Here is a 22270-nt window from a genome sequence, read left to right on the forward strand (position 1 = left end):
GGGCCTTGGCGCGTCCAGAGGTGGATGCCCTCCTGTCATAGTTGACACTGACTATTTATGGTTGGATAATTAGAGCTGGCTAGAGGTGAGGAGGCTCCCGGTGGAGAAACGGCGCAAGGTGGGGAACCCGCTGGCCCTGGCCGTGCTCGCCTGGCTGATGCTGGAGCCGATGCACCCGTACGAGCTCGGCCGGCGGCTGAAGGAGACCGAGCAGGACCGCAGCATCAACTACAACCGGGGCTCGCTCTACATGGTGGTGAAGCAGCTCGCCAAGGCGGGCTTCATCGTCGAGCAGGAGACCGTCCGCGACACCCAGCGCCCGGAACGCACCGTCTACGCGCTCACCCGGGAGGGACGCGCCGAACTCCACGACTGGCTCAGCGAGCTGGTCGCGCAGCCGCGGCACGAGTACCCGCACTTCGGGGTCGCGCTGTCGCTGCTGAGCGTCCTGTCCCCGGACGAGACCGTCGGGCTGCTCGGCAGGCGGCTGACCGCCCTCACCGCCGAGATCGACGAGATCCGCGGCCGGATGAACGCCGCCACCGCCGAGGGCGTCACGTGGGTGTTCCTGGTGGAGGAGCAGTACCGGGTCACCATGCTGGACGCCGAGTGCCGTTTCGTGTCCGAGCTGATCGAGGCGATGGAGCACCCGGACTACATCCGCACATGGAAAGAACTGTTTGGGAGCCGAACATGACTGCAGCAAGGACGGCACTGGTCATCGGCGGAGGGATCGCCGGGCCGGCCACCGCGATGGCGCTCAAGAAGGCCGGCATAGAGGCGACCGTTTACGAGGCGTACGCGAGCACCGCCGAAGGCGTCGGCGTCACGCTCACGATCGCGCCGAACGGGCTCAACGCGCTGAAGATCATCGGTGCGTACGAGGCCGCGCTCGGCATCGGCCAGCCGCTGACCCGCGGGCAGATGTACGACGGGCACGGCGAGAAGATCGGCGAGTTCCCCGGGCTGGAGGGCCTGCCGCCGAGCCGCGGGCTGTGGCGGGACACGCTGTGCCGCGTCCTGCACGAGACCGCGGAGGGGCAGGGCATCCGCGTCGAGTACGGCAAGCGGCTCGTCGACGTCGAGGAGTCGCCGGACGCCGTCACCGCCCGGTTCGACGACGGCACCACCGCGACCGCGGACGTGCTCGTCGGCGCCGACGGCATCCGGTCGACCGTCCGCAGGCTGATCGACCCGAAGGCGCCCGAGCCCGACACGACCCGGCTGCTGAACTTCGGCGCGGCCGCCGACATCGCCGTGCCGTCCGACCGCGAGTCGTCGTACTTCGTCTTCGGCAAGCGCGGCTTCTTCGGCTACTGGGTGCAGCCCGACGACCGCACCGCCTGGTTCGCGAACCTGCCCCACGACCGGCCGCTGTCGTCGGCGGAGGCGCGCAGGACGTCCAGGGCCGACTGGCTCGCGCGGCTGCGCGAGCTGTACGCCGACGACAAGCCCTGCGGCGACATCCTCGCGCACACCGAGGCCGGCGACCTGGTCGTCCTCGGCTCGCTGGAGAACATGCCGAAGGTGCCGACCTGGCACCGGGGGCGGATGGTCCTGGTCGGCGACTCCGCGCACGCGCCGTCCTCCAGCTCCGGCCAGGGCGCCTCCCAGGCCATCGAGAGCGCCGTGCAGCTCGCCCGCTGCCTGCGCGACCTCCCCGACCCGCAGAGCGCCTTCGCCGCGTACGAGCGGCTGCGCCGCGAACGGGTCGAGAAGGTCATCGACCGCGGCAACAAGACCAACAACAGCAAGACGATGGGCACGTTCGCCAAGGCGATGATGAAGCTGATGATGCCCATCATGATGAAGACGTTCCTCAACCCGGAGAAGACGCTCGGTCCCGAGCAGCGCTACCTCATCGACTGGGACGCACCGGTGACGTCGCCGCAGACGGCGGCGGCCGCCGGAAGCTAGCCGGTTCCGCCCCTGGCCCACGCCGAGCCCCCGCGGCGGTGGGCCGGGGCGGAACTCCCCTTCAGGCCGGTGCGGGACGTGCGGACGGGCGCAGGATCCGGTGCAGGGCCCCGGCGAGCAGCGCGTGCGGGTCACCGGCCGCCGACGGGCACCGCCAGGCCACGTACCCGTCGGGGCGGACGAGGACGGCGCCGGCGCGGCCGAGCCCGTAGCGGGCCTCGAAGACGTCCTCGGCATCGGACAGCTCGGCGGCGGTCTCCGGTCCGCCGTTGGCCGGCCCGATCCGGTACGCCCGCAGCGGGATCCCGGAATGTGCCGCGATCTTGTCCGCCGCCTCCGTCCACGCCGTGCCGTCCTCGCCGGTGAGCAGCACGAACGCGTCATGGAACAGGTCGTGGACGGTGATCCGCTCGCCGTCCGCGCCCTCGGTGAACACGTCGAGCCACAGGTGCGGTGCGCGCGTGCCGGGCGCCGCGCCCTGCTCCAGCCCGCCGCCGTACACGGCGTCGTGCCCAGGGACGTGTGCGGCGCCGATGACGGCCGCGGAGTCGTAGCGCTGCCCGAACGTGCACAGGACGTCGTCCACGTCGTCGCCGTCCGGCTCGTCGCCGAACCTGGCCTGCTGGCGGCGGACGGTGATGTCCGCGAGCGCCAGCGCGGCGGGCCGCCGTTCGGCCTCGTAGGTGTCCAGCAGCCCGTCCGACGCCCAGCCGCCGATGACGGCGGCGAGCTTCCAGGCCAGGTTGTGGGCGTCCTGCACGGCGGCGTTCGCGCCCATCGCGCCCGCGGGCGGCCACACGTGCGCGCTGTCGCCCGCGACGAACACCCGCCCGGCGCGGAACCGGTCGGCGACCCCCACCGCCTCCTCCCAGCAGGCGATGTCCACGATGTCCAGCGGCACGTCCGCGCCGATGACCGCGCGGGCCGCCTTGCGGCAGCGGTCGCCGGTGAAGTCGTCCGGCGACTCCTTCCCCGGGTCGTAGGTGAAGCTGATCGCCCACTGGCCGGGGACGGCGGTCGACAGGAACGACCCGAAGCCGCCGATCTCGGGGTTGACCACGATCCAGAACATCGCCCGCTTGGTGACGATGTCCGACAGGTCGGCCCGGACGACGAAGGTCACCCAGCTCTGCGTGACGCCCGGCCCCTCCCGGACGATGCCCGCCGACGGCCCGGTCCGGCCGCGGAAGCCGTCCGCCGCGATGACGTGACCGGCGCGGATGACGCGCCGCCGCCCGCCGTCGCGGTCCCCGATCTCGACGGTGACGCCGTCAGGGTCGGCGTTGACCGTGAGGCACCTTGTTCCGAACCGGATGTCGGCGCCCTTCGCGCGCGCGGCCTCGATGAGGATCGGCTCCACGGTGCGCTGGTCGGCCATCTCGAACTCGCACGCGGTCAGGCCGGGCAGCGACGTCCGCGCCTCCTCGCCGAGCAGCCAGGTCCACTCGCCCGCCAGCGACTCGCACCGGACGACGCCCGACTCCCCGTCGAACGGCCGGCCCGCCTCCCGGATGCGCGGCTCGACGCCGAGCGGCCGGTAGATCTCCATCGTCCGCTGGTTGATCCCGCGCGCGCGGCCCTGCACCGACACGTCCGGATGGCGGTCCACCAGAATCGAACGCACCCCGTGGTGCGCCAGGAACAGCGCGGACGCCAGGCCGGCGTAGCCGCCGCCGACGATGAGCACCGGAACGGTCTCGTCCATGATCGACCTCCATCCCTTCCCACGGCGAGGCTGGCATGGGCGGCTTGAGGCGCACTCGGCCCCCGGCGAGCGCGGTTCGAGCGCTCCTCCACCGGGCGTGGACGTTCCCCGGCGACGATCCGGGGGTGCGCCGTCCCTGCCCCGCCGTCCCTGCCCGCCGGCGCCCTGCCCAGCACGAGGAGAACCTGCCGTGACGCAAGCCCGGGCGACCACGGACGACACCCTGGACCACCCCCGGATCGTCATCCTCGGCGGTGGCGTCGCCGGGCTCGCGGCGGCGATCGCGCTGGCCCGGCGCGGCCTGCCCGCGACGGTGGTCGAGCGCGACCCGGCCCCGCCGGACGACCGGGACCCCTTCATGGAGTGGCGGCGTCGCGGCGTCCCCCAGTTCCGGCTGCCGCACGGCTTCTCCGCCCGTACCCGCAACCTGCTCGCCGAGCACGCGCCCGACGTCCTGGACCGGCTCCGCGCCGGCGGCATCGAGGTGATCAACCTCTTCAAGCGGCTCATCCCCGAGGAACTGTGGCGGCCGTCCGACGACGACTTCGCCAACCTGTGGGCGCGGCGCGCCGCCTTCGAACTCGCCCTGCGGCGCACCGCCGAGGCCGAGGCGGGCGTCACCTTCGAGTGCCCGGCCGTCGCGACCGGGCTGTCCTTCCTGCGGACGCCGGGCGAGCCGCCGCGCGTGACGGGCGTCCGGCTGGCCGGCGGGGGTGAGCTGCCCGCCGACGTCGTGCTCGACTGCGGGGGCCAGCGCACGCCCATGCCCCGCTGGCTCGCCGCCGAGGGCGTGCGCGTCGGCGCGGACGTCCAGGACTGCCAGACCGTCTACTTCAGCCGCTACTACCGCTTCACACCCGGCTGCGACCTGCCCAAGACGGCCGTCGCCACGCTGCGCGGCGAGGCCGACGGCATCTCCTACATCGGCTTCCCCGGCGACAACGACACGTTCGCGATCTGCTTCGAGGGGCCTCCCGCCGACGAGGACCTGCGGCTGCTGCGCAACACGTGGGCCTTCGAGGCCGCCGCGTGCGCGATCCCGGACGTGGCGCCCTGGGTCGACCCGTCCAACGGCGTACCGCTCGACGGGGTACAGATCATGGGCGGGCACCACAACGTCCGCAGGCGCTACGTGGAGGACGGCGAGCCCGCCGTCCTCGGCCTGCTGCCCGTCGGCGACTCCCTGTGCACCACCAACCCCGCCTACGGCTGGGGCGCGGCGATGGCGCTGACCTACGCCTTCACCGCCGCCGCCTGCATCGGGCGCCACGGCGGCGACCCGGCCGCCATGGCCGTCGCGTACGAGGACGCGGTCGGACGCGAGGCCGACGCCGTCTACCGCGAGTCGGCCGCCATGGACCGCGCCCGCATCTACCGCATCACCGGCCAGGACGTACCGGAGCACGACCGGGCGGAGATGGAGCGTCAGCGGCTCATCGCGGAGGGGGTGGCGAGCGGCGTGCTGCTCGACGTCGAACTCGGCCGCGCGTTCAACCGCCGCGTCAACCTCGTCGGCCCCGCCGACGCCGTCCTCGGCGACTCCGAGCTGGCGGTGCGGGCTCGAGAGCGCCGCAAGGACTTCGAGGCGGACGGGACGCCGACGGCCACCGCACCAGGTCTCCGCAAAGTGATCCGGGCGGCCAGGCCGGGCGCCACCGTCTGATCCGCGCAGGGTCGCCCGATCCCCGCGCAGGGTCGTCTGATCCGCGCAGGGTGAACTCCCGCAAAGGCGGCGGGCCCCTCGGGTGGTCGTCTCCGAGGGGCCCGCTGAACTCCGGCCGTGCTATGGGGTCTGGTCGCGGAACTCGTCCAGGTGTCGGGCCAGCCACGTGTCGAACGTCGCGGGCGGCCGGCCGAGGAGGCGTTCCGCGTCCGGCTGCGGGACGCCGCCGCGCAGCGGGCCCGGCTCCGCCATGGAGGCCAGCAGCCCGTCCACCAGGTCCGGCGGCATCCCGGCGCGGGTCATCCCCTCCCTGGCCTGTGCCGGGTCCACGCCGACGAACTCCAGCCGCCGTCCGAGCGCCGTGCCCAGCCGCGCCGTCAGCTCCGGCGCCGTCAGCGCCTCCGGCCCGGTGAGCTGGTAGGACCGCCCGCCGTGGCCGCCGCCGGTCAGGCACGCGACCGCGCACGCCGCCACGTCCGCCGGGTCGATGACGGCCCGGGCGACGTCGCCGTACGGCTGGAACACCTTGCCCTGCGACGCGATCGACCGGCGCCACTGCAGGACGTTCGTCGCGAACCCGGCCGGGCGCAGCGCGGTCAGCTCCGCGCCCGACTCGGCGAACGCCTCCTCGGACGCCGCGTGCGCCCGCCCGTAGGAGTCCGAGACGGGCGGGTTGGCCGCCACCGACGACAGCTTCACGACCCGGCCGATGCCGCGTTCGCGCACCGCCTCGGCGACGATCAGCTCGTGCTCCAGCGCGTCCGGGCTCGTGGCCATGAACACGCCGTCCACGTCCCGGAGGGCGTCCAGCACGGCGCCGGAGTCCTTGAGGTCTCCGCCGAAGACCTCGACGGGCCCTTCGAACCGGGCGCGTGCGGGATCGCGGGTGAACGCGCGGACCCGTTCGCCGGCGGCGGTGAGCCCGGCCACGACGTGCCGCCCCACCCCGCCGGTCGATCCGAGCACCAGGAACGCCGGCCGTCCCATCAGCGCGCCTTCCGGGCGATCACCAGGGTGTCGTCCTCGCCGAGGTCCTGGGCGGTGACATCGGTGAACCCGGCGCCCTCCGCGTGCTCGCGCAGCTCACTGACCTCGTACTCCGAGCCGCCGTCGGTGACCAGCAGCATGTCCAGGCTGACCAGCAGGTTCGCGGCCCGGCTGGACGCGCGGTCGAGGATGCGGTCGTAGACCAGCAGCACCCCGCCGGGGTTGACGCTGTCGTACGCCTTGCGCACGAGGAGGCCGCGCTGGTCGCGGTCCCAGTCGTGCAGGACGTGCCCGAGGACGACGATGTCCGCGGAGGGGAGCGGGTCGGCGAAGAAGTCGCCGCCGTGGAACGACACCCGGCCGGCGAGGCTCTTCTCGGCCACCAGCTCGTCGAAGAACGGCTCCATCTGCGGCAGGTCGAACACCTTGCCGGACAGATGCGGGTGCGCCTTGACGATCTGCGCCGTCAGCGCGCCCCGGCAGCCGCCGACGTCCAGCACCGACCCGTAGCCGGACCAGCCGTCGTAGGCGGAGATCAGCTGCGGGCCCAGCACGCGCGTGAACGCGTCCATCGAGTGGATGAACTGGCCGAGGATCTTCGGGTTCTGGACGACGGCCTCGAAGCTGCTGCCCGTCTGCGACTCGCCGGTGCGCAGCGCCTCCGACAGGCGCCCCCACGCCGGATACAGGTTGCGGTTGGAACGTTCGATGAACCCGCCGATGTAGGACTCCTGGCCGCGCACCAGGTAGCGGTCCGCTCCGGGCCGGTTGTGGTAGCGGCCGTCCTTCTTGGTGAGCAGGTCCAGCTCTACGAGAAGGTCGAGCCAGTCGGCGAGACCCCGGCCGTGCAGCCCGAGGGCCCCCCGGATCTCCTCCTGCCCGGCCGGCTTGTCGTGCAGCGTCGTGAACAGGCCGAGTTCGACCGCGGTCAGTACTGCCTTCGCATCGCAGAAGGCATTGGCGAGTTGCAGAATTCCGGATGGGGTACCGGTGTCCGGGGCGGTGGTCGTCACTGCGTTCTCCTCGTTCTGCTCATTGCGTCTTCCGCTCATTGCGTCAGTACGTCATTGCGCCGGTGTGGTGGAATGTTCGGTCTCGTTGACGTCGATCTTCTTCATCGACCATTTGGCGATCCGCAGCGACATGTCGATCGCCTCCGTCGCGTATCCGACCATTTCCCGCTGATAGGCGGTCACCGCGTCCACCAGGGACCGTTCGCCCCGGAAAGCGGCGGTGAGCGCGCGGCAGAGCCCCGCCGCGTCGCGCAGCGCGGTGTTGGCGCCCACCCCGCCGGTCGGCGGCATCGTGTGCGCCGCGTCCCCGAGCGGGATCACGGGCCCGGCCGGCCACGCCTCGACGGGCATCGTGGCCCGCAGCGCGAGCGGGTAGGTCTCCTCCGGCTGGGCGTGGGCGAAGACGTTCCGCAGGTCCGGATGCCAGCCGGCGGTCTTGTCGAGCACCAGCCGGCACAGCTCCGCGCCGCTCATCGCGAAGAACGCGTCGTCGGTGAGCCCCAGGTGGTCCTGGTGGACGCTGAACACCGACATGTAGTAGTCGCCGGTGTCGTCGAACTCCAGGCCCGGCCACAGCCGCGCGGCCGCCTCCCGCGGCGGGGTGCGGAACACCATCGGCATCCACGCGAGCCGGACCCCGTCCGGGGCGGTCACGTTGACGAACTGGTCGCGCAGGACGTCCGGGATGCCGGCGCCGATCGCCGTCGCCCTCGGCGTCCGGGTCAGGATCGCCCGCACGCCGAGGTCGTGGTGCCGGTCGTCCGGGCGCAGCTGCGCCCGCACCTGCGAGTTCGCGCCGTCCGCGGCGATGAGCAGGTCGCCGGTGTCGCGGTGGCCGCCGGCGAAGTGCGCCACGACCTTGCCGTCCACCTCCTCGTAGTGCGTGAACCGGCTGCCCCAGCGCACCGCGTCGCCGAGGCCCGCGAGCAGGACGCGGCGCAGGGTGACCCGGTCGACGGCGTCCACCTTGTCCGGGTCGTCGCCGCGCGGGTCGCTGAACTCGGGGGCCCACGCCTTGACGAGCTGCTCGTCGTAGGCGACCAGGCCCTCCTGCCTGCGGGCATTGGACGTCGCCACGAGCAGGTCCTGCGCGCGGCGGGGCAGGCACGCGCGGAGCGCCCGCTCCCCTTCGGGACTGATCCGCAGGCGGTACCCCTGCATCCGTCCCACCGGCGACCGGTCGCGCTCATGCACGACGACGTCGCCGAAACCGGCCTGCCGGAGGCCCTGCGCGAGGGCGAGGCCGCCGATGCCGCCGCCGATGATGATCGTGCGCGGGGATGGTTCCATCGGGTCCACCCCGCTCAGCGGAACACGACGCTGGCGATCCGATCCAGGTGATCGGGATCGGCGGTGACGGACAGGAGCAGCAGCTCGTCGCAGCCGTTGGCCGCGTAGCCGTCGACGACGTCCCGGAGCGTCGACTCTTCCGAGATGGCGCCCTTGGCGAGGTGCGCGGCCATCTCGCCCATGTAGGAGTAGTACTTCATCATGTGCTCGGTGGCCGCCTCCTTGCCGCCGGGGCCGAGCGCCACGTAGCAGTTGGCGCCCATCCGCGGAGACCCGTCGCGCTTCTCCTCGGCCCACAGCTCCTTGACCCGGTTGACGATCTCCGGGTACTTCTGCGGCGGGCCGCCGGGGGAGATCCACCCGATCCCGTACCGGGCCGCGCGTCGCAGCCCCGCCGGCGAGTGACCGCCGACCCAGATGGGGATGTCGCCGTTCACCGGGCGGGGGCCGACGCCGGGCACCGGGCCCTCGCCCCGCCACACCTCCCGGAGCTCCTCGATCATCGCGTCGAGCCGGCGGCCGCGGCTCGCGTGGTCGGTGCCGGTGGCGGTGTAGTCGTCCTCGCGCATCCCGGAGGACACGCCGACGACCAGCCGGCCGCCGGACAACCGGTCCAGGCTGGCGAGCTGCTTGGCCAGCTCCACGGTGCTCGGCCGGGACGCGGCGAGCAGGATCGCCGTCGTCAGCCTGATCCGCTCGGTGACCGCCGCGGCCGCGGACAGGGTCACGATGGGGTCGTAGTTGTCGTAGACCACACGGTCGACCACCGTCAGGCTGTGGAATCCGAGCCGTTCCGCGCGGCGCGCGAACTCGATCAGCTGCGCGCCGTCGGCACCGGGGACGGTCGTCGGCAGGCAGACTCCGATGTCCATTCGAACTCTCCTTGCGCTCGTGCACGGGCTGGCTGTGGCCACCATCGTCCGGAAAAAGGATGGGGTGCCGGTCGAGCCTCAATGGAAATTGAACCCGCCGCCGGTGAGGGAGTTCCGCCCGCTCTGTGAGGTACCGGTCGAGAACGGCTCGACGACGCCTTGAGCCTTATTGCGCGCACTATCCGCCATATCTATCTTTAGGTCATCGGGCGCTGTGCGGCTATTTCCGGGAGGGCTGATTCTTGAAACTGGGAGCGATCATCGAATGGGCGGACGATCTCACCGAATTCCGGGATCTGGTGCGGCTGGCCGACGCCCTCGACTATGACGTCATCGGGGTCGGGGACACCCCCGCCCGCGCCTGGGAGCTGTACGTCTCGCTCACCGTCGCCGCGCAGGAGAGCCGGAACGCGACGCTGACGCCGATGGTCACCACGCCGTTCCTGCGGCATCCCGTCGCCACCGCCACCGCCGTCTCCAGCCTCGACGAGCTGACCGGCGGGCGGATGATGCTGGCCCTCGGCAACGGCGGCAGCGTCCGGCGCGTCGTCGGGCGCTCCCCGGTGGCGACGCCGGCCGAGCTGCGCGACTACGTCACGGCCGTGCGGGACGTCCTGAACGGCGGGTCGGCGCACGTCGACGGGTACACCACCGAGGCCCTGACCCGCGTCCGCCCCATGCCGATCTTCGTTGCCGCCGACTACCCGGCGAGCCTGCGCCTGGGCGGCGAGCTGACCGACGGGGTCGTCACCACCGTCGGGATGTCGGAGGAGCGGGTGGCGCGGAAGGTCGCGGCGGTCCGGGAGGCGGCGGAGAAGGCCGGACGCGACCCGGACGCCGTCCAGGTCTGGGGCTTCAGCTTCATCTCCGTCAAGCGGACCCGGGCCGAGGCCAACGCCGAGATCGGCGCCGCGCTGGCCTCCGACGTAGCGCTCCGGCTGAAGTCGCCGCACATGCGCAAGTCCGTCCCGCCCGAGCTGCTCGGCGCGGTGGAGGAGATGGAGCGGCGCTACGACGTCTGGGACCACACCGTCGGCGGGAAGAACGCCGTGCTCCTCGAAGAGCTCGGGCTCGTCGACCTCGCGCTCGGCATGACCGGCATCACCGGCGACGCCGCCCAGGTGGCCGAGCATCTCGGCCGCCTCGAAGCGGCCGGACTGACGGGGGTTTTCGCGGCGCTCCCGCCGCTGGCCGACCGGGCCGGGACGGTCCGCGGCCTGGCCCAGGCGGCGGCGTCCCTCACCTGAACCGGCGCCCGTCCGGGCCGCCGCTCTCCCGGCCGGACGCGAAACGGCGCACCACGCCCCCCGCGTGGTGCGCCGCTCCCGTTCCCGGTCAGCTCGCCTTCGCGGCGTCACTGTGCCCCAGCCCGAGCCGCGGGCTGGTCACCAGGTACAGGCCGCCGACGGCGTTGGCCGGGTCGAACGGCGACGCCTTGATCTCGTGCACCCGGTTGAGGTTGTTCAGCGGGTTCGGGTCGCCGCTGTCGGCTCCCTGCAGGTGCTCCCGGACGGCCTTGTAGGCGTTCTCGGCGTCGTCCATGTCGGCGATGCCGGTGATGATGCGGTCGAAGGCGTCCTGAAGGTGCAGGTGGTCGCGCTCGTCGGACGTCAGCCGCTGGGCGTTGTAGAAGTGGTACTCCTTGCCCCGGTAGCTCTCGTAGAACACCGAGACGAGCAGGAGGAGCCGCTCGTAGGCGTGCCGGTACACGGTCTCGTAGAACCGCCACGCGTCCTCCTCGGCGACCTCGCCGCGCAGCACGCTGGCCACGGACGCCGCGCCGAGCATGGCGCTGTAGGTGGCGAGGTGGACGCCGGACGACAGCAGCGGGTCCAGGAACGCCGCGGAGTCGCCCGACAGCAGGTACCCGGGGCCGGCGAAGGCGTCGGACACGTACGAGTAGTCCTGCTCGGTCTTCATCCCGGTCACCTGCTCGGCGCCGTCGAGCATGTCCTGGATGGCGGGGCACTGGGCGAGCGCCTCGTCGTAGACCGCCTGGATGTCGCCGCCCAGCCGGGCGCGGCTGTCGTTGAACAGGTCCCGCCCGGTGACCAGGCCGACGCTCAGGGTCCCGTCGTGCAGGGGGATGCCCCAGATCCACCCGTTCGGCAGCGACAGGATGGCGATCGCGCCTTCCGGTCCCTTGCCGAGCGGCTTGGCGCTCTTCCAGTACGCCCAGGTCGCGACGTTGCGGAACACGCCGTGGAACCGGCGGTTCTTCAGGTGGCGGGTCGCCAGCACGCCGCCGCGCCCCGAGCAGTCGATGACGTGCCCGAACGCGATGCGCCCGCGGACCTCGGGCCGCCCGGCCTCCTGCCACTGCGCGGCGACCGCCCGGTCACCGTCGAACTCGATCTCGCGGACGCCCACGCCCTCGAAGACCTCGACGCCCAGCTCGCGCGCGTGGTCGAGCAGGATCTGGTCGAACTGGCTGCGGACGACCTGCCAGGCGTTGACGTTGTCGGAGCCCTGGTCGGAGAAGTTGACCTCCCACTCCTCGGGGCCCCACTGGAAGTAGGCGCCGCCCTTGGACTGGAAGCCGTGCGCCTGCACCTTGTCCCAGACCCCGGTCAGCTCGAAGATCGGGCGGCAGGACGGCAGGATGGATTCGCCGATGTGGTAGCGGGGGAAGGTGTCGCGTTCCAGCAGGGTCACCTCGAAGCCCTCGCGGGCCAGCAGGGCGGCCGCGGTGGATCCGGCGGGCCCGCCGCCGATGATCAGGATCTGGGTCGATTCGCGCATGGCCGCAGCATCGGCCCGCCTGATGGAAGACCGCTCGCGACCCGAGCGAGGTCACCATGGGCGGGGCACTCGTCAACCACGGGCATGGGTGAACGTGTGGGTCTGGCCGCGGTCGACGTAGGTGACGTCTCCGGCCAGGCCGCGGCGGTCGAGTTCGCGGCGGAAGTCGTCCAGGGACGAGCTGAACACGGTGTAGTCGTCGTAGTGGATCGGGACGGCGTTCGCGGGACGGATCGTCTCCAGCAGGTCGGCGCCCTGCGCGGCGTCCATGGTGACGATGAGCCCGCCCGGCAGCTTGGTGCCTCCCAGGTGGAGGACGGCCAGGTCGATATCGCGGTTGCGGCGGGCGATCTGCTGGATTCCGTCGAACATCAGGGTGTCACCGGTGATGTAGAGGCTGAACTGGACGTCGCCCGTGGCGGGACCGAACTCCAGGATGCTGCCCATGACCGGGGGGAGGAGCATCTTGGCGGGGCCGGGCGCGTGCCGGCCGGGCATGGAGGTGATGCGCAGCAGCGCCCCGTCCTTGACGAGGGTGTGCGACTCCCAGGTGCGCAGGCCGACCGTGTGGCGGAACCGGTTGCGGCCCTGCAGGCGGCGGGACGCGTGCGGTGTGGTGATGATCGGCAGTCCCCGGTCGAGCTTCGCGCGGGCCACCCGGTCCCAGTGGTCGCCGTGCAGGTGGGACAGGACGACGGCGTCCAGGTGCGGCAGGTCGTCGATGCTCAGCGCGGGGTCGGTCAGCCGCTTCGAGGTCAGCCCGTGCCCGAGGTAGGCCCGCTGCCCCCGGTGCAGGAAGTTGGGGTCGGTCAGCAGCGTGAACGGCCCGCAGCGCAGCAGCGTCGTCGCGTTGCCGATGAACTGCATCGTGAGCTGCCTCAGCGCGAGTTCCGGCGCGGTCTTCATGGTCGTTCCTCCCTCCGGCCGATGCGATAGCCCCGGTCATGCCCCCGGCCGGGATGTCGAACCATCGCCGGGGCGGCCGGACCGGGCGATGGCCATCGCCGGGCGGCCGGACATGTTTCATAATTCGTGCATCACAAGTCGCGGCGACGGAGGCGAAACGGTGAGCGACATCGAACAGGCTCCACCCGGGGTGGACATCACGGTCCCCAGTCCGGCCCGGATGTACGACTACATCCTCGGCGGTACGGCCAACTACGAGGTCGACCGCAAGGCCGCGGAGGCGGTGCGCGCGCAGATGCCCGAACTCGAGGACGCGGCCTGGGCGAACCGCGGATTCCTGCAGCGTTCGGTGCGGTGGATCGCCGAGCGGGGCGTCCGGCAGTTCATCGACATCGGTGCCGGGCTGCCGACGATGAACAACACCCACGACGCGGCGCAGGCGGTCGCGCCCGACGCCCGGATCCTGTACGCCGACAACGATCCGCTGGTCAAGATGCACGCGAACGAGCTGCTGGCGGGCTCGTCCGGGACGGCGTTCATCACGGCGGACTTCCGCGACCCGGAGGGTCTGCTCGGGCACGGGGACACCCTGGCGACGATCGATTTCGCGGAGCCGGTCGCGCTGCTGGCGGTGGCGCTGACCCACTTCGTGCCGGACGAGGACGACCCGTGGGGCCTCATCCGGCGGTACATGGACCGGCTGGCGCCCGGCAGCTACCTGGCCCTGTCCTCCCTCACGAGTGACCGGCAGGTCGACCAGGCGGTCGGCAATCTCCGGGAGGTGTACTCCCGCGCCTCGGCCAACGCCCATCCGCGGACCCGCTCGGAGATCGAGCGCTTCTTCACCGGCCTGGAGATCGTCCCTCCGTACGACGGGGCGGAGGCGGACCTCACCTACGTCGGCGTGTGGGGCGCCGAGGACCCCGACGCCGCCGACAGTGATGGGTCGCGGTGGGGCTACTGCGCTGTTGCGAGGAAGACAGAATGAAGAAGCCGTCCGTGGAGGAACTGGGCGTCGACCCGGACACTCTGGACTGGAAGCGCTCTCAGAGTGACGAAGGCGGCATTGAGGTCGCTTTCGTCGGCGAGTGGACCCTTTTGCGCACGTCCGGCGACCTCATCTCGGTGTTCGACGAGCACGAGTGGGCCTGTTTCCTGGACGGCGTGAAGAACGGCGAGTTCGATCAAGCCGCTTCCTCGCCGCCAAATCTGTGATTCACAAATTCGGAAGGCGTAGGATGATGCCGGCCGTATGTCAAGGGAGGTGGCGCCTGTGAGCGACGCGTACGGGGCCACCGTCGCCAAGCGGGGGCTGGCACGCCGCTTGAGGGAGTTGCGCGTCGAGGCGGGATACACGGCCAACCAGGTCTGCGACCGGTTGAACTGGGGTCGGGGCAAGGTCGGGCGTTTCGAGGCCAACACCTGGGTGCGGCCCGAGCTCAGCGACATCCGCGACCTGGCGCGCATCTACGGCGGCAGCGATCTCGACGAGCTCGAGGAGCTGGCGACGCGCGCGCGGCAGCGGGCCTGGTGGCGCGACTACCCGGAAGTGTTCGACAACGAGTTCCCCGGTTTCGAGGGCGACGCGTCGGACATCCGGGTGGTCATGCCGCTGGTGCTGCCGGGGTTGCTGCAGACCTTGCCGTACATGCAGGCGCTTCTGACGTCAGGGTCGAAGCCGCCCGAGTGGCGGGAGCGGTCGCTGCGGGCACGGCTGCGGCGGCAGCAGGTTCTGGACCGCGACGACGGGACGGCGCCGCGGCTGGTCGCGATCGTCACCGAGGCGTCCCTGATGTACGAGTGGGGCGACGCGGGGGACCGCCGCGCCCAGCTCCGTCACCTGCTGGCCATGGCCGGCCGGCAGAACGTCGAGCTGAGGCTGCTGCGCCTGTCGGACGGCCTGCACCCGGGCATGTCGACGCTGGTCAACATCTTCCGGTTCCCCCGCGACGAGCCGCCCATGGTCTTCCTGGAGAACGACGCCGCCATCGACCAGATCGACGACCCCGGCAAAGTGGAGGCACATGACCGCATCTTCGAACAGATCCGCGAGGCGGCGCTGAGCACCGCCGACACCGCGGAACACCTGGAGAAACTGATCACGACGCTGGAGTAGACCGACATGGACCTCTCTCAGGCACGGTGGTTCAAAGCCACCGCCAGCGCGAGCAGCAACGGGGGCTGTGTCGAGGTCGCCGACCTCGAGACGGCCACCGGGCTGCGCGACAGCAGGACACCAGAGGCCGGGGCGCACGTCGTCGCCCGGTCCACGTTCGCATCGTTCCTCGACGATGTGCGGGCGGGCCGGTACGACCGCTGATCGGGCCGCACACGGATCCCCCAGGGCTGCACCCCTGGGGGATCTTCATGTGTGCGGCCCTCTCTCAGGCGCCGTCAACGCTACAGCGCCGGTGCCGGCCGGTCCCGCCTCCGCCGGTACACGTTCAGATCACGGCGATGAGATGTGATTTGTACGCCTTCTGGGGCATTCGGTGAACGTCTCAACTGTGCATGAACGACCTTTGTGGTGTGCCGGGCCTTACCAGCCTGATTGTGCGAAGCTTGGATCTGTGATTCACACATAGCGAGTCGCGAACCACGGAGGTTCATGTCGCGATTGTCTGAATCATGAATGACTCCGCGAGCTCTGAGGGTGGGCGTCATGACGAAGACCGCGACGGTGTGCGGGGTTCCCTGGAGGCTGGAGAACGGCGGCTGCGCCGCCCTCCCCCTGCCCGGCGACGAGTCGATCGCCGGCATGGCACGGGCCCACGTCGCGGGCCTGCTGCCCGCGCTCGGGCTGTCCGTCCAGGACGTCGACGACATCACCCTCATGGTCAGCGAACTCGCCACCAACGTCCTGCAGCACGCCACGTCCCGCGACAGATCCCCCGGCGCCGAACTCTGGGTCTACCAGCGCGGCGACGGACGCGGCCACGACGAGCTGGTCGTCAAGGCGTTCGACACGCTCAGGGAGTGGCGCGCCGGTGGCCGAGCGGCTCACCCGGACCGCCCCGGCGAGATGCTCGACCACGGCCGCGGCCTGGAGATCATCGACATCCTCGCCAAGGGCCGGTGGGGGCACCATCCGACCCGGTCCCGGCTGAGCTCACCGCCCGTCCGCGGCAAGGCCACCTGGTTCGCCCTGCCGATCCCGCGCACCCGCATCTCCCGGGGCCGCCGGAAAGGCCGGCCCGTCGACGAGGGACAGGCCATGAAGGTCCTCCACTCGCTGCTCGTCCAGCGCGGCATCGACCGCTTCACCCCCAAGGACGAACTCGGCGTCCGCGTGCTGTCCGGCCACGGCGACCTGGCGGTGTGGTGCGAGGACGCGATGTTCCGCTGGCGCGCCCTTTCCGGCGAGACCGGAGGGCTCCCGGTCACCGACATCACCGAGGTGTGCGAGCAGGTCGTCCAAATCTGCGAAGCGCTGGACGACGTCCACATGGTCTGACCGTACGGGGGGGGGACGGTCAGACCACGTGGGACCCGGTGTCAGGCGGTCACGTCCTCCCGGACGCGCCGCGCCGCCGCGACCAGATTCCGCAGGGACGCCTCCGTCTCCGGATAGCCGCGGGTCTTCAGCCCGCAGTCGGGGTTCACCCACAGCCGTCCCGGCTCGACGGCCCGCAGCGCGCGCCGCAGGTTCTCCTCCATCTCCGCGGCGTCGGGGACGCGCGGTGAGTGAATGTCCCACACGCCGGGCCCGATGCCGTTCTCGTACCCGGCGGCGCGCAGGTCGCCGACCAGCTCCATGTGCGAGCGGGCCGCCTCGACGCTGGTGACGTCGGCGTCCAGCGCCCCGATCGCCCCGATGATCTCGCCGAACTCCGAGTAGCACATGTGCGTGTGAACCTGGGTGGTGTCGGCGACGCCCGAGGTGGCGAGGCGGAACGCGCCGACGGCCCAGTCCAGGTACGCGGGACGGCCGGCCTCCCGCAGCGGCAGCAGTTCACGCAGCGCGGGCTCGTCGACCTGGATGATCCGGATGCCCGCCGCCTCCAGGTCGGCGATCTCGTCGCGGAGGGCGAGCGCGACCTGCCGGGCGGTGTCGGCGAGCGGCTGGTCGTCCCGGACGAACGACCAGGCGAGCATGGTGACCGGACCGGTCAGCATCCCCTTGACCGGCCGGCTCGTCAGCGACTGCGCGTACGTCGCCCACTCCACCGTCATCGGCCGGGGACGCGCGACGTCGCTGTGCAGGATCGGCGGCCGGACGTACCGGGACCCGTACGACTGCACCCACCCGTGCTCGGTCGCCGCGTACCCGTCGAGCTGCTCGGCGAAGTACTGCACCATGTCGTTGCGCTCGGGTTCGCCGTGCACGAGGACGTCCAGCCCGAGGTCCTCCTGGAGCGCGATGACGCGGGCGATCTCGTCCTTCATCGCCCGCTCGTAGGCGTCGCCGGTGATGCGCCCGGCGCGGCGGTCGGCGCGGGCCCGGCGGATCTCGGGGGTCTGCGGGAAGGAGCCGATCGTCGTCGTGGCCAGTTCCGGCAGGCCCAGCGCGTCCCGCTGGGCGGCGAACCGGGCGGCGCGGTCACCGCGGCGCGTGTCGCCGATCGACCCGAGCCGTTCGCGGACGGCCCGGTCGACTCCCGCGGCCGGTGCCGCCGCGCCGGCCGGGGCCGGGACGTCCTCGTGCAGAGCCCGGCCGAGCGCGACGACCTCGGCGACCTTCTGCCGGGCGAACGCGAGCCGTCCCCGGACGGCCGGGTCCAGCGACGTCTCGGCGTCCAGGTCGATCGGGACGTGCAGCAGCGAGCAGGACGTGCCCACCACCACCTGGTCGACGAGCCCGAGCAGCGACGCGCAGGTGGCCCTGGCCCGCCGTTCGTCGGCGCGCCACACGTTGCGGCCGTCCACCACGCCCGCCACGAGCGTCTTGCGCGGCAGCCCGCCGACCGAGGCGAGGACGTCGACGTTCCCGGGCCCGGCGGCGAAGTCCAGGCCGATCGCCTCGACGCGGCTGCGGGCCAGGGTGCGCAGCGCATCCGCCCCGATCGTCCCGAAGTAGGTGGCGACCATCAGGCGCGGCCTGCCGGTCAGCCGCCCCAGCCGCGCGTACGCCCGCGCCAGCGCGTCGATCTCCGCCTCGCTCCGGTCCGCGACCAGGGCGGGCTCGTCCAGCTGCACCCACTCCGCCCCCGCCCCGGCCAGCCGCTCCAGCACCTCGGCGTACACGTCGACGAGCCCGTCGAGCAGGTCGAGCGGCCGGAACCCCTCCGGCGCGCCCGCCGCGGGCTTGGCCAGCAGCAGGTAGGTGAGCGGCCCGACGAGGACCGGCCGCGTCTCGACGCCGAGCGCCTTGGCCTCCCGGTACTCGGCCAGCGGCTTGGCCCCGGCACCCTCCGCCAGCCGGAACCTGGTGTCGGGCCCCAGCTCCGGGACGATGTAGTGGTAGTTCGTGTCGAACCACTTGGTCATCTCAAGCGGCGGAACGTCCTGGACGCCGCGCGCCATCGCGAAGTACCGGTCGAACCCGGTCAGATGCCGGTACCGGTCCGGGATGGCGTCGACCAGCACACTCGTGTCGAGGACCTGGTCGTAGAACGAGAACGTGTTCGACGGGACGGCGTCCAGGCCGGCGTCGCGCAGCTCGTTCCAGACCGTCGCGCGCAGTTCGGCACCGGTCTTCGCGAGCGCGTCGGCGTCGGCGCGTCCCGCCCAGTAGTCCTCGGTGGCGAACTTCAGCTCCCGGCGCGCCCCGATACGGGGATATCCGAGGATCGTCGTGTTCATGGCGGCTTCCCTCGCTGTGCCACGGGCGACCCGGGGGAGGACATGCGCACGGTCTCGCGGAACCGCGCCGCAGACCTTCCCGCGAGGCCGCAGACCACCGCGCGCCGGCCGGCGCGCGGGCGGAGGCAGGTCTTCGGACTCACGGGCACCGCCTCTTTCCGAGGCGTCCTACTGGCCGTCGCTTCCCAGGCCGCGTGACCCAGTGCGTGATGACGGCGGTCGTTCCCGCTCACCGCTGCGGGGCAGTCCCGGATTCGCACCGGGTTCCCTCTTACGACACCCGAACCCTCACAGGCCCGGATGAACCGTCCGCGAACCCGAGTCTACCCACGCGGGTCAGGACACCTAGTCCAGGTGCGCGGGTGAAGTGGCTTGGGCGGTGGACGCATTCGCGAGATGCGTCGTGCCGCCGCCGACGACGCGGAACCCGTGCTGCCCGCTCGGACGCCAAAGCTCGACGACGGTGCAGTTGGGGACGTCGCACGCGCCACTGAACCGGCGGAAGCCGCGCATCGCCGCCGCGTCGGGATCGGTGACCCCGGTGAGCAGCGACCACATCACGGCCTTCATGAAGATGCCGTGCGAGAACACCGCGATCAGGCCGTCCTCGGGACGGTCGGCGAGGCGGTCCAGGAAAGCGCGGGCCCGCGTGATGAGCGCACGGAAGGACTCGCCTTCACCACCGTTGACGTAATCGGGGTCGACGCGTTCCCAGTAATCCTCGGCGAAGGGCCGCCGCTGCATCCCCGTGGTCTGCAGTGCATGCAACTCGCCCAGAAAGGTGAATTCCTGGACGGGCCACTCCTCGTACGGCACCTCGGGGAACCGCTCGCGGGTCGGCTGAGCGGTCTGACGGGCACGGACGAACGGCGAGCTGACCATGAGGGCGGGCGGCTCGGTGAACGCCGCGGCCATACTGGCCGCCTGCTCCCGTCCACACGCGGTCAGCGGGGAGGCCCCCGGCCCGTTCGTCGGCAACCCGGCGTTCGACTCGCTCTGCCCGTGCCGGATCAGCCACACCCGCCGCACCATGATCACGCTGACAGACTGACACAAAGGCGCGGCGACACGGAAGGATCGGTGAGCCGCACGGAGGGAAGGGGAGCCGTGAACAAGTCCTACGTTGTGACAGGCGGTGGGCGAGGCGTCGGCCGCGCCATCGTCGAACGCCTGCTGTCCGGCGGCGGCAAGGTCGTCGTCATCGAACTCGACCCGGCGGCGCTCGAATGGACGCAGGACCGGCCGGACGTGACTTCGGCCGTGGGCAACGCCGCCGACCAGAGCACTGTGGACCGGGCCGCCGACCTGGCACAAGAGGCGGGGACGCTCACGGGCTGGGTCAACAACGCCGCCGTCTTCCGCGACGTGGAGAACCCGTCCGCGACCGAACTTCTCAACCTGATCGCGCTGAACTTCAACCCCGCCGTGGTCGGCTGCGTGACCGCCGTCCGCCGCTTCCTGGACGCGGGGACGGGCGGCGCCATCGTGAACGTCTCGTCTCACCAGGCGCAGCGCCCGGTGCGCGGCTCCCTGCCGTACGCGACGGCGAAGGCGGCGACGGAGGCCCTCACCCGCGCCCTGGCCGTCGACCACGGCCCGCACGGCATCCGGACGAACGCCGTCGCGCTCGGCTCGATCACGACGGAACGCTACGAGAACCTCCTCGGCCGCCAAGACCCCGCCGAGGCCGCACGCATCGAGAACGAGATGCGCCTGCTCCACCCGGTCGGCAGAGTAGGCCGCCCGGACGAGGTGGCCGCCGCCGTCGCCTACCTGCTCTCGGACGAGGCGAGCTTCGTCAACGGCGCCGTCCTCCCCGTGGACGGCGGCCGCCACGCCGTTGGCCGCGACCCCGAGGAAGCCTGACAGTCCATCTGGACGGGCCCATCCGGCGCAGGTTCTGCGGGTAGCCCCGAGGCGGGAATGATCGCGCTGCCGACGGGATCGTCTCGGTCGCCCGGACGACGTCCCTGAGCGGGTCCAGAGTCGCCAGCTGGCCGCCGGCGATCCAGATCGCCGAGTAGCCGAGCTTCTCCAGCGTGACCGCGTCGTCGAGGTGCCCGCCGTCTTCGCGCACATCCAGGGTCACGCCGATGGGCCCCAGGTCAAGCCGTGTCATCTCGCACCGCGGTCGCGCACTCAAGGCCGGGTTCGGCCAGACCGCGGCCGCCGTCCGCCGCAACGTCATCGGAGGTGGCACCGGTCGGATGGCACCCAGGGTTTCTCCGCGTTGACAATGCGTGTTTTCGTGCCTGGATAACATCGGTTTATCCGTCCCGAGTATGTGATCGGCTCGGCCCCAGAGGGGACGCGATCGCAAGGCGGGATGGGCTTCATTACTCCGTCAAGGGGAGTGCCGTGCAGGACGAGGAACGCCTGAGGGCCCTGCAGGAGCGTGCGGAGAACCCGCCTTCGATATCCGAGGCGCTGGCGGCGTCCAAGGAACTGGTGGAGGCGCTGGAGCCGCTGGCCGCTGAGGCGCCGGCGAGATACCAGGTCCAGCTCGCGACCGCCTGGAAACTCCGCGGCGTCCACCTTGGCCTGACCGAGCACCAGGCTGAAGCCGAGGAGGCGTACGCGACGGCGGTGCGCCTGTTCCGTGAGCTCGTCACCGGGACCGACCCGCAGTCCCTGTTCACTTTCGCGGTCTCGCTCATCGATCTGGCCGAGCACCGGCTCAAGCGCGACGACGGCGCCCGGGAGGCGCTCGAGCCGATCGAGGAGATCCGCGACCTGGGCCGACGGCTGGCTCGGGACGACGCGGACGCGGCCGAGGACATCGAGGCCCAGGCGTCCCGGCTGCACGCGATGGCACTGCACAAGCTCGGCGACCACCGGGCAGCGATCGATCAGGCGGAGCAGGCGCGCACCGGCCTGCAGCGGATGGAGCGGCGGGATCCGGAGGCGCGCGTCCTCATCGCGGAGAACTACAGAACCCTCGGATTGAGCCTGATGCAGGTGAACCGCCTCAAGGACGCCCGCAAGCGGCTGGAGGAAGCCGCGTGGCTGTTCCGCCGCCTGTCCAAGCGGGAGCCGGAGATCTTCATCGCTGAGCAGGCCAACGTCACCCTGGCGATCGCGGCCATTCTGATGGGGGACGGCAAGAAGAGGCGCGCCCTGGGCAACTACGAGGCCGCCATCCAGCTTTACCGCGACGCCGCTCAGGTCAACCCGGCCTACCAGGAGGATTACCGGAACGCGGTGACCACCCTGCTCAACACCTACCTCGACCTCGGCGACGACCGTGAGATCGACCGGATCTTGCGTAAGTATCCGATCTGACGTCCAGGTCGCGCGGCGCTTGGGAGAACTGCTCTACAGCACCTTCAGAGTCTCGGCAAGCCTACCGCCTCGGCCGGCGGGTCGCCCGGACCTGGACAACCCCTTGAGCGGGAGCCGGAGAGGGCGGCCGACGCGGGTGAGGGCGGGACGC

The 22270-nt window shown here is 71.5% G+C and carries 20 protein-coding genes and 1 riboswitch; of the genes, 11 read left to right on the forward strand and 9 right to left on the reverse strand.

Annotated features, from left to right (window positions below; genetic code table 11):
* Positions 1 to 100 precede the first annotated feature (100 nt).
* Together ACTWPP_RS23790 and ACTWPP_RS23795 are read left to right on the forward strand one after the other, a co-directional pair.
* Positions 101 to 697 carry a PadR family transcriptional regulator gene (locus ACTWPP_RS23790; protein ID WP_443106541.1) on the forward strand — a complete coding sequence of 199 codons (597 nt, stop codon included), beginning with the start codon at positions 101 to 103 and terminating at the stop codon, positions 695 to 697.
* Positions 694 to 1917: an FAD-dependent monooxygenase gene (locus ACTWPP_RS23795; RefSeq protein WP_443106542.1), complete on the forward strand. Its 1224-nt coding sequence runs from the start codon at positions 694 to 696 to the stop codon at positions 1915 to 1917. The genes ACTWPP_RS23790 and ACTWPP_RS23795 overlap by 4 nt, the downstream gene beginning before the upstream one ends.
* 61 nt (positions 1918 to 1978) lie before the next feature.
* Here the strand turns inward: ACTWPP_RS23795 and ACTWPP_RS23800 are convergent, their stop codons facing one another.
* Positions 1979 to 3622, reverse strand: coding sequence for an FAD-dependent monooxygenase (locus ACTWPP_RS23800; RefSeq protein ID WP_443106543.1), 1644 nt, complete (start codon positions 3620 to 3622; stop codon positions 1979 to 1981).
* A gap of 190 nt (positions 3623 to 3812) precedes the next feature.
* Here ACTWPP_RS23800 and ACTWPP_RS23805 point away from each other — a divergent pair, with 190 nt between their 5' ends.
* Complete coding sequence (locus tag ACTWPP_RS23805) at positions 3813 to 5285, forward strand: NAD(P)/FAD-dependent oxidoreductase (RefSeq protein ID WP_443106544.1); 1473 nt, start codon at positions 3813 to 3815, stop codon at positions 5283 to 5285.
* 120 nt (positions 5286 to 5405) lie between these two features.
* Here ACTWPP_RS23805 and ACTWPP_RS23810 read toward each other — a convergent pair whose 3' ends face one another.
* Genes ACTWPP_RS23810 through ACTWPP_RS23825 form a run of 4 tightly spaced genes read right to left on the reverse strand, consistent with a single transcriptional unit; the run spans position 5406 to position 9447 of the window.
* Complete coding sequence (locus tag ACTWPP_RS23810; RefSeq protein ID WP_443106545.1) at positions 5406 to 6272, reverse strand: NAD(P)H-binding protein; 867 nt, start codon at positions 6270 to 6272, stop codon at positions 5406 to 5408.
* On the reverse strand, positions 6272 to 7285 hold the full coding sequence (locus ACTWPP_RS23815) for a methyltransferase (protein WP_443106546.1): 1014 nt from the start codon (positions 7283 to 7285) through the stop codon (positions 6272 to 6274). Before ACTWPP_RS23815 ends, ACTWPP_RS23810 begins: the two co-directional genes overlap by 1 nt.
* Positions 7286 to 7336: 51 nt before the next feature.
* Positions 7337 to 8575 (reverse strand): FAD-dependent oxidoreductase, encoded by a 1239-nt coding sequence (locus ACTWPP_RS23820; protein ID WP_443106547.1) that lies wholly within the window; start codon positions 8573 to 8575, stop codon positions 7337 to 7339.
* 14 nt (positions 8576 to 8589) lie between these two features.
* A complete protein-coding gene (locus tag ACTWPP_RS23825; protein ID WP_443106548.1) occupies positions 8590 to 9447 on the reverse strand; it encodes an LLM class flavin-dependent oxidoreductase in 858 nt (285 codons plus the stop codon).
* A 242-nt stretch (positions 9448 to 9689) separates the two neighbouring features.
* On the opposite strand from ACTWPP_RS23825, the gene ACTWPP_RS23830 reads away from it, so the two are divergent.
* A complete protein-coding gene (locus ACTWPP_RS23830) occupies positions 9690 to 10694 on the forward strand; it encodes an LLM class flavin-dependent oxidoreductase (protein WP_443106549.1) in 1005 nt (334 codons plus the stop codon).
* An 88-nt stretch (positions 10695 to 10782) separates the two neighbouring features.
* On the opposite strand, the gene ACTWPP_RS23835 is transcribed toward ACTWPP_RS23830, so the two are convergent.
* Together ACTWPP_RS23835 and ACTWPP_RS23840 are read right to left on the reverse strand one after the other, a co-directional pair.
* Positions 10783 to 12189, reverse strand: a complete 1407-nt coding sequence (locus ACTWPP_RS23835; protein ID WP_443106550.1) for an NAD(P)/FAD-dependent oxidoreductase — start codon at positions 12187 to 12189, stop codon at positions 10783 to 10785.
* 72 nt (positions 12190 to 12261) lie between these two features.
* Complete coding sequence (locus ACTWPP_RS23840) at positions 12262 to 13095, reverse strand: MBL fold metallo-hydrolase (RefSeq protein ID WP_443106551.1); 834 nt, start codon at positions 13093 to 13095, stop codon at positions 12262 to 12264.
* 160 nt (positions 13096 to 13255) lie between these two features.
* On the opposite strand from ACTWPP_RS23840, the gene ACTWPP_RS23845 reads away from it, so the two are divergent.
* The 5 genes from ACTWPP_RS23845 to ACTWPP_RS23865 all read left to right on the forward strand — a co-directional run bounded on the left by ACTWPP_RS23845 (position 13256) and on the right by ACTWPP_RS23865 (position 16549).
* The gene (locus ACTWPP_RS23845) at positions 13256 to 14083 is read left to right on the forward strand and encodes an SAM-dependent methyltransferase (RefSeq protein WP_443106552.1); all 828 of its coding nucleotides are present in this window, start codon (positions 13256 to 13258) and stop codon (positions 14081 to 14083) included.
* Positions 14080 to 14310, forward strand: coding sequence for a hypothetical protein (locus ACTWPP_RS23850; protein WP_443106553.1), 231 nt, complete (start codon positions 14080 to 14082; stop codon positions 14308 to 14310). Before ACTWPP_RS23845 ends, ACTWPP_RS23850 begins: the two co-directional genes overlap by 4 nt.
* 58 nt (positions 14311 to 14368) lie before the next feature.
* Positions 14369 to 15211 (forward strand): helix-turn-helix domain-containing protein, encoded by an 843-nt coding sequence (locus tag ACTWPP_RS23855; RefSeq protein ID WP_443106554.1) that lies wholly within the window; start codon positions 14369 to 14371, stop codon positions 15209 to 15211.
* A gap of 6 nt (positions 15212 to 15217) precedes the next feature.
* On the forward strand, positions 15218 to 15415 hold the full coding sequence (locus ACTWPP_RS23860) for a DUF397 domain-containing protein (protein WP_392911778.1): 198 nt from the start codon (positions 15218 to 15220) through the stop codon (positions 15413 to 15415).
* A gap of 342 nt (positions 15416 to 15757) precedes the next feature.
* Positions 15758 to 16549: an ATP-binding protein gene (locus tag ACTWPP_RS23865; protein WP_443106555.1), complete on the forward strand. Its 792-nt coding sequence runs from the start codon at positions 15758 to 15760 to the stop codon at positions 16547 to 16549.
* A 41-nt stretch (positions 16550 to 16590) separates the two neighbouring features.
* Here ACTWPP_RS23865 and metE read toward each other — a convergent pair whose 3' ends face one another.
* Positions 16591 to 18837 (reverse strand): 5-methyltetrahydropteroyltriglutamate--homocysteine S-methyltransferase, encoded by a 2247-nt coding sequence (gene metE, locus ACTWPP_RS23870; RefSeq protein WP_443106556.1) that lies wholly within the window; start codon positions 18835 to 18837, stop codon positions 16591 to 16593.
* Positions 18838 to 18944: 107 nt separating this feature from the next.
* Positions 18945 to 19142: riboswitch (cobalamin riboswitch) on the reverse strand.
* Positions 19143 to 19182: 40 nt separating this feature from the next.
* Positions 19183 to 19869 carry a histidine phosphatase family protein gene (locus ACTWPP_RS23875; RefSeq protein WP_443106699.1) on the reverse strand — a complete coding sequence of 229 codons (687 nt, stop codon included), beginning with the start codon at positions 19867 to 19869 and terminating at the stop codon, positions 19183 to 19185.
* A gap of 75 nt (positions 19870 to 19944) precedes the next feature.
* On the opposite strand from ACTWPP_RS23875, the gene ACTWPP_RS23880 reads away from it, so the two are divergent.
* Together ACTWPP_RS23880 and ACTWPP_RS23885 are read left to right on the forward strand one after the other, a co-directional pair.
* Entirely contained in the window at positions 19945 to 20703 is a 759-nt protein-coding gene (locus ACTWPP_RS23880; RefSeq protein WP_443106557.1) for an SDR family NAD(P)-dependent oxidoreductase, read from the forward strand.
* 492 nt (positions 20704 to 21195) lie between these two features.
* Positions 21196 to 22119, forward strand: a complete 924-nt coding sequence (locus tag ACTWPP_RS23885; protein WP_443106558.1) for a hypothetical protein — start codon at positions 21196 to 21198, stop codon at positions 22117 to 22119.
* Positions 22120 to 22270: the final 151 nt, after the last annotated feature.

This window comes from Actinomadura sp. 3N407 (assembly GCF_052245875.1).
In the GTDB taxonomy this organism is placed as follows: Bacteria; Actinomycetota; Actinomycetes; order Streptosporangiales; family Streptosporangiaceae; genus Spirillospora.